This window comes from Ruminobacter amylophilus, assembly GCF_900115655.1.
Classification (GTDB): domain Bacteria; phylum Pseudomonadota; class Gammaproteobacteria; order Enterobacterales; family Succinivibrionaceae; genus Ruminobacter; species Ruminobacter amylophilus.
Genome location: NZ_FOXF01000078.1, coordinates 1 through 6,755, shown reverse-complemented (window position 1 = coordinate 6,755; position 6,755 = coordinate 1). Strand labels below are relative to the sequence as shown.

At 38.9% G+C, this 6,755-nt stretch carries 7 protein-coding genes; 4 read left to right on the top strand and 3 right to left on the bottom strand.

What is annotated here, in order from left to right:
- Positions 1 to 274 precede the first annotated feature (274 nt).
- The 3 genes from BMY80_RS11580 (at position 275) to BMY80_RS11570 (ending at position 3,012) form a co-directional block, all read left to right on the top strand.
- Positions 275 to 1,411, top strand: a complete 1,137-nt coding sequence (locus BMY80_RS11580) for a hypothetical protein (RefSeq protein ID WP_093143851.1) — start codon at positions 275 to 277, stop codon at positions 1,409 to 1,411.
- Positions 1,412 to 1,640: 229 nt separating this feature from the next.
- Entirely contained in the window at positions 1,641 to 2,360 is a 720-nt protein-coding gene (locus BMY80_RS12140; protein WP_177178590.1) for a transposase, read from the top strand.
- Positions 2,329 to 3,012, top strand: a complete 684-nt coding sequence (locus BMY80_RS11570; RefSeq protein ID WP_177178589.1) for a transposase — start codon at positions 2,329 to 2,331, stop codon at positions 3,010 to 3,012. Before BMY80_RS12140 ends, BMY80_RS11570 begins: the two co-directional genes overlap by 32 nt.
- A 124-nt stretch (positions 3,013 to 3,136) precedes the next feature.
- On the opposite strand, the gene BMY80_RS11565 is transcribed toward BMY80_RS11570, so the two are convergent.
- The 3 genes from BMY80_RS11565 to ftsY are packed head-to-tail and all read right to left on the bottom strand — an operon-like array spanning position 3,137 to position 5,989.
- Complete coding sequence (locus BMY80_RS11565; protein ID WP_031580057.1) at positions 3,137 to 4,069, bottom strand: cell division protein FtsX; 933 nt, start codon at positions 4,067 to 4,069, stop codon at positions 3,137 to 3,139.
- A 23-nt stretch (positions 4,070 to 4,092) separates the two neighbouring features.
- Positions 4,093 to 4,770: a cell division ATP-binding protein FtsE gene (gene ftsE, locus BMY80_RS11560; protein ID WP_031580056.1), complete on the bottom strand. Its 678-nt coding sequence runs from the start codon at positions 4,768 to 4,770 to the stop codon at positions 4,093 to 4,095.
- 28 nt (positions 4,771 to 4,798) lie between these two features.
- Positions 4,799 to 5,989, bottom strand: coding sequence for a signal recognition particle-docking protein FtsY (ftsY, locus tag BMY80_RS11555; protein WP_031580055.1), 1,191 nt, complete (start codon positions 5,987 to 5,989; stop codon positions 4,799 to 4,801).
- A gap of 394 nt (positions 5,990 to 6,383) precedes the next feature.
- On the opposite strand from ftsY, the gene rsmD reads away from it, so the two are divergent.
- Positions 6,384 to 6,755 (top strand): 16S rRNA (guanine(966)-N(2))-methyltransferase RsmD (gene rsmD / locus BMY80_RS11550; RefSeq protein ID WP_143066537.1); only part of this gene is annotated, 372 nt, incomplete at its 3' end.

Genomic DNA, 6,755 nt, shown 5'->3' with positions numbered 1-6,755 from the left:
CATCACAAACAACTATATCACGTAAGGTATCATGGAGTAATGTTTATTCACCGATAATCAAGTGAGAAGCCTGGTGAAAAGCTCCTTAAAACAGAACCACTCGATTGAAATTTCTGATATAATCTTTCATCAGGTTGTCCTTGATTATGTTGTTTTTTTTAGCATTACAATTACGAAGATGTCAAAACAAACCTCTTTTTTTACTCAAATTTCAATTTATAGAACTCCCTTACATTATTAAAAATCAGTCATTCTTACTTCGGAATCCGAGAACATGAGAAACAGAACCAACAGCTGGGAAGTACTTAAATCCATAATTGAAAGTGATAATCAGGGATATGTCTCTGACTCGTTTCTTATCAAAAGTCCCTACACCACAAGAATACTAGTTATTTTCACTCTGCTTACACTGTTGTTTTTTACATCGTGTCTCTATACGAACGCATTTCCTATCGGCATATATAAATTTTTCAATATTACCTTACCTGGCTACAGTCATGGTTCAGCGAAAGTTCTTTACGAGGATTATCGTCGATATGTGCAAAATTTAGAGAGAGGAACATATAGATGTGGCTACACTGCCGAGGTCCTTTCGGATGAAGAAGCATTGCAGATAATGCCAAAGCAGATACATATTAAAGAAATCAGCTGTTCAGCATTTATGGACTATGAAATAAAATTTATCTACAACAGAGAAAATCCTTCAATACTGTATGTTTATGATTTTACAGGTGAACATGGGCGTCGCATGTTATTAATGCTGGTATTCGTCGTCCTGTCCGTAATTACTGCCATTCTGTTTTTTGAAATGTTCAAATCAAGTTTCGATTATCACAGGAAATATCAGCAGACCATGAAATACGCCAAACCACTTTATGTGCACTTGCAGAACCAGACGTCTTTACTTTCTGATGAAGGCGAATTGTTTGAGCTACCACTGGTTCTGCTGTCAGATACCGGAAAGATAAGATCATATTTAGGTTTGCTTTTTAATCTCAAAAGGCGTTTAAAGCACATCAGAGTAGAAACTGATGATTCAGGTTTGATGATCCTAAGATTTGACGACAAATTGTCCTTCATGAAAAAATGCTACATCTACGGAATTACGGAAAGCAAACTCAGGGAAGCAGCAGAACTTCAGAATTTTACCGACGATAAAGTCAAATCACAGGGGGTAACCTCCGACATTAAAACATCTCAGTCACCTGTGGCTCTAATAGACGGTTTTCAATCATCAGACGAATGTGACGGCACACAGGCAACTAACAAGAATAATGCTACTACCCTGACAAACAAATCTGACAGAGTGATTTATTTTGCAGGTCCGTGGATTTATTCTACACGGAAACCTGCAGAAACACTGAAACTTTATATAACAGGCAACGAAATTAAAGATTATTTCATTGTTTAGCATTAACCGTTCTGATGAAAACTGAACATCTATTCAGCCAGCGGTCATAAAAACAAAGGAGATTTTTTTAGAAAAAATATTGAAGTCTTTTTTTGAGGTGGAAAAACGATAATTAAAAACCGTTGTAACCATTGAAAAATAAGGATTTAAAGCGTGTTTTATGGTGTAATAATTAGTAACCAAAAACATTAGAATACCAAGCAAAACACGCGAGGCTATGATACACCAAATGAACAAGAATTTCTCTAGATATTCCGCTTTTCTCAGCATTTTTTCTTTATTTGGTTTTACCACCATGCTTAATAGAGCCGGATTCTATAAAATCAAAGGTCTATGCAGTGTAGAAATGATTAAGGAACTGCTCATAAGCAATATGGTTGATAAAAGTGTTAATCATTATGCAAAGAGTGGAATAGCTGTGAATGGAAGTAATGGTACATCCAAGAGCTCCCTGTACAGATTTATGTCAGAACCAAGCTATTCGTGGAGAAGTCTGCTGACTCAGCTGGCAGCCAATGTTGTCAGTCGTACAAGCAAGTTAACAGGTTCAGATAGAATCAAGACATTCTGCATTGATGACTCTGTAATAGATAGAAACAGAAGCTCCAAAGTGCAGTTATCTGCTAAAGTTTACGACCACTGTACACATACTTTTCTAAAAGGCTTTACATATCTGTCAATAGCCTGGTCTGACGGCAATTCGACATATCCTGTAGATTTTGCCATGGTATCATCAACTAAGGATAAGAACTGCTTGCCCCCTGTAGACAGTATGGATATTGATGCCAGAAGGTCAATCGATAAAAGAATGATTGAAAGCAGAATACCAAAAACCGAACTTTACCTGGTTTACCACAGAATCTCTTGTTACCAAAATCAGAGCTCTGGGACTCCATGTTATCGGTATGGTAAAGCACATGAACAATGCCTGTTATCATTACAAAAATGAAGGCTGTTTTGATTTAAAATCCTTATATTCCAAGCTCTTGAGAGAAGGTGTTCCGGATTCAAGTAAAGAAATAATGGGTTCCGTTATCGTTAAATCCAAAAAAGAACAGATGCCATTAAAGATAGTGTTTGTCCGTAACCGTAACAATGAGGATAAGCATATCTGCCTGCTCTCAACCTACACTTTCTTAGAGGATGAACAGATTATCAAAATCTATGCCAGACGCTGGAATATTGAAGTAAGCTTCTATAACCAGAAACAATTTCTAGGGCTTGAATCATGCTATGCCAGTAAATACAGCTCTATCATTGCTCACACCACTCTGGTCTGCATCTGCACGATACTGCTGGAGTATTTCAAGAGATGTAACACCGATGTTAGAAGCTTTGGAGCAGTATTCGAGGACTGTAAGCAGGAACTGCAGGAAATCCACTTAAACATAGCACTGGATACTCTAATAAATACCTTTACAGGCTATGTTAAAGAATTACGTGACCGGAAGCTGCTCAAAAAAGGCTGCCATGAAAAAGCTTTATCCTTAGCCCGTGAAATGCTCAGTAGCTGGTTTACCGAACAGATAGCTCACGTTCAGAATTTTGTAACACGTTTACGGGAGGATTTATTTCCCAAAAAGTCACGGCAAAATGCCTGAAAAATCAACGCGAGTTTTTAAAGAACACCTAGATCGCATGGATTAAGGTTTGGTCCCAGAAAATTTTCTGGGAAAGTTGAGTAAAAATTTAGATAAATCTGTGAAAAAAGAGCTTGGTCTGTCATTACTGAGGTCGTATACCATTGATACTGCTCTTTGCACTTATAAACGATACGATCATACACATAACAGTACTCACTGCGAACATTATCATCAATTCGTGAAAATTCATTCCGCGAAATATTATATGAGCCCCGTACACTTCAGCTATATGGTTTAAATATCTTTCAGTGGTGAAAATAACAATGGTTCCCAGCCACCAAGACACAAAACATCCGAGCACGCCAAGCCACATCCCCAAATATACATATGGACCAATAATATAGCCGTCAGTTGCACCTACCAGCTTCATCACTTCAATTTCATTGCGATGAAGCAGCACTCTGTTGGAAACCGTGTTTACCAATGTAAGTATCAGAGAAAACAACAGTATTGATGCAATCACAACAGTAATGTAACGCATTGCATCAGTGACAGAATTGATTTTCTTAAACCAGTCTCTGTCTACTCTAACCAGATCAACATATCTGTTGTTCTTTATTTCCTTAACAAGAAGTTCAAGATTTTCCGTACTGCTTTCAACATCTTCAGAAGGAAGAATAACAACAGCATGAGGTAAAGGATTTTCTGAATTGCTTAGAACATCATTTTCGTTGATTCCAAGCGATGCGGCAAAAGACTTTAACCCTTCATCCTTAGTAATCAGCTCAGCTGATTTGATTCTGACATCAGATTCAAGATCATCTTTAATCTGAAAAGCAACGGCTGAGTCTACGTCACTTTTCAGATAAACCGTAATATTTCTGCCTATGGTCAGATCAGATGTTGATTCTTTGAAATTCTGTAAGAAAACGTAGAATATTGATGGTATTGTCAGAGTAAGTGCAATCACAGCAATGGCCAGCAGTGTTCCCATGAAATTAACACTGACAAGAGTATTATAAACGTAATGAATATCTTTAATGTTTCGTCTTATCAGACTGACCAGGCTTCCCATATTACGTATTTCCTCTTTCGACTTTACTGAATATTATTGAATTCACCATCATATACAAGATGCCCGTGATTCAGCACCAGTGTGCGATGAGGACTGGTAGACAGAAGATCAGTGTCGTGACTTGCCATAACTACCGTGGTTCCGTCTCTGTTTAAAAGCTCAAAGAGAGCCAGAATATCCTGAGAAAGTCCCTTATCGAGATTTCCGGTAGGTTCATCAGCAAGAATGACATCAGGGCGGGCAACTACAGCTCGGGCAATTCCAACTCTCTGCTGCTCTCCGGTACTGAGAGATAAAGGGTAGAATTCTTCCTTGTTTTGAAGACCGACCTTTTCCAGTGTCTGCTTAACAAGTTCATAGGCCTCATCCTCATCAAAATCACGAATAAGAAGAGGTAAGGCCACATTTTCAGCCACAGTCCTGTTTAACATCAGATGATGATCCTGAAAAATCATACCTATTCTTCGCCTGAGATAAGGTATCTCCTTCAAAGATATATCTGTTATATCTTTACCATTAAATAATACCTGCCCTATGCTGGCACGCTCGATAACCGCTATAAGTTGCATTAATGAAGTTTTACCAGCTCCGGAATGCCCAGTCAGATATACAAACTCTCCTGATGATATCTTAAAATTTATATTCTGTAGGGCTATCTGTCCCTGCTGGTACACTTTACTTACTGATTTAAACTCAATCATCGAACACTACCATAAACTTATCATCTGGTTATTCTTCATCAAACAGAGCTTTTACAAAATCATCGGCATCAAAAACTCTAAGATCGTCAATACCTTCACCGACACCAATAAAGCGAATTGGAATACCGAAGTTATCCGCAATATTAAAAATCACCCCGCCCTTTGCGGTACCGTCAAGTTTAGTAATATTAATACCGGTAATAGGCACAACCTCGCCGAATAATTTAACCTGACTTATAGCATTCTGCCCCGTCCCCGCATCTACTGTCAGCATGACTTCATGAGGGGCTTCAGGATCTATTTTCTGCATAACTCGAACGATCTTCTGAAGTTCGGCCATGAGATTTGCCTTATTCTGTAAACGGCCTGCTGTATCTGCAATTAAAATGTCATAACCTTTGGCTTTGGCGCTTGATAATGCATCAAAAATAACAGAAGCACTGTCCGCACCTGTGCTCTGTGCCACAACCGGAATACCGTTGCGCTGGCCCCAGACTTTCAACTGCTCCACGGCAGCGGCACGGAATGTATCTCCGGCCGCAAGCATTACCTTGTGTCCCTGAGCCTCAAAAAATTTGGCCATTTTTCCGATGGTAGTGGTCTTTCCGACGCCGTTAACACCTACCATCAGAATAACAAAAGGCTTCTTTGATGTATCAATAACAAGAGGAACTGACACCTTCTTCAGAATTTCATGCAAATCCGCATTCAATCTGCTGACCAGACTGTCCGCATCTTTCAGCTCCTTCAATGAAGCTTCAGCAGTAAGTTTTTCAATAAGCTTTTCTGTTGTCTCAATACCTATATCTGCTGAAATCAAAGTTGATTCAAGCTCTTCAAAAAGATCGTCATCAATCTTTCTTCCTTTGAATAGAGCCTTAATCCCCAGTCCCAGATTTTCTCTGGTTTTTCTTAAACCATTAACAAGTCTTTTGAAAAAACCTGGTTTTTCCTGAGGAACGGGAAGAACTTCTTCAGGTTGAGACAGTTCTTCTACAGCCGGCTCCTTTTCGGCACCTTCTGATAATTTGTCTGCCTCAATCTTATCTTTACTCAAAGATTCAGCATTATTACTCTGCAAAACGTCATCCTGCTTTTCTGCAGTTGAAACGGCATCCGTATTTGTTTTGTCTGAAATTTCTCCGGCTACTGAAGTTTCTTCTTTATCTTCTGTCTGTTTCCCCTTACCAAACCAGGAAAACCATCCTTTCTTTGCCATAATGTTCTACTTTACGCTATATGTGTTAAAAAATACTAAAACATGTAAAATCACGACGTTCAGCAATTATTTGAACTATCTGAAGCCGTTTCATGAATTCTAATAAATAGAGTTATGTGTTTTTATAAATCGCTCACTACACCCGATACCAGAGCTACCCGTGTCAACTACAAAAGCACAACCATTCTCACAGTACAGCCATGCGTTCTTCGCAGTATCCACAGACATTTTCTGTAAGCGAATTGGGACTTTCCCTACCACCGCTCATGCAACCAATCATTCCTAAACTCCTAAAAGCAGGAAATTTCTTGGCATGATTCTTTAAAAAACATTATTATTTTACCCAAATCGTGTTCTAAAATATACAAATAATTCAATAGGCTTTGGGGTACACATGGTTAAAAACAAAACAAATTCCACATCCGCCGGAATCATCAGAATTATTTCTGGCATGCACAGAGGCAGAAAACTACCTGTTATGGACATGCCGGGACTTCGCCCCACAACCGACAGAGTAAAGGAAACATTATTCAACTGGCTCATGTTTAAAATTCAGGATAAAAAAGTTCTTGATGCCTTCAGCGGTGCTGGTTCACTTGGATTTGAAGCCCAATCAAGAGGAGCCTCCACCGTCACCATGCTTGAGCTTAACAAACAGGTATGCGACCAGTTGAAAAAAAATGCTCAGGTCCTAAACTGCGGCAATGTAACAATCAGACAGACTGATACCCTGTCATTTCTAAAAAACTGTCATGAAAGCTATGAC

Bases quoted from the DNA above. Each gene is read 5' to 3' on its own strand.
- BMY80_RS11580 (WP_093143851.1), top strand. From the start codon at position 275: ATGAGAAACAGAACCAACAGCTGGGAAGTACTTAAATCCATAATTGAA.
- BMY80_RS12140 (WP_177178590.1), top strand. From the start codon at position 1,641: ATGAACAAGAATTTCTCTAGATATTCCGCTTTTCTCAGCATTTTTTCT.
- BMY80_RS11570 (WP_177178589.1), top strand. From the start codon at position 2,329: ATGAACAATGCCTGTTATCATTACAAAAATGAAGGCTGTTTTGATTTA.
- BMY80_RS11565 (WP_031580057.1), bottom strand. From the start codon at position 4,069: ATGGGAAGCCTGGTCAGTCTGATAAGACGAAACATTAAAGATATTCAT.
- ftsE (WP_031580056.1), bottom strand. From the start codon at position 4,770: ATGATTGAGTTTAAATCAGTAAGTAAAGTGTACCAGCAGGGACAGATA.
- ftsY (WP_031580055.1), bottom strand. From the start codon at position 5,989: ATGGCAAAGAAAGGATGGTTTTCCTGGTTTGGTAAGGGGAAACAGACA.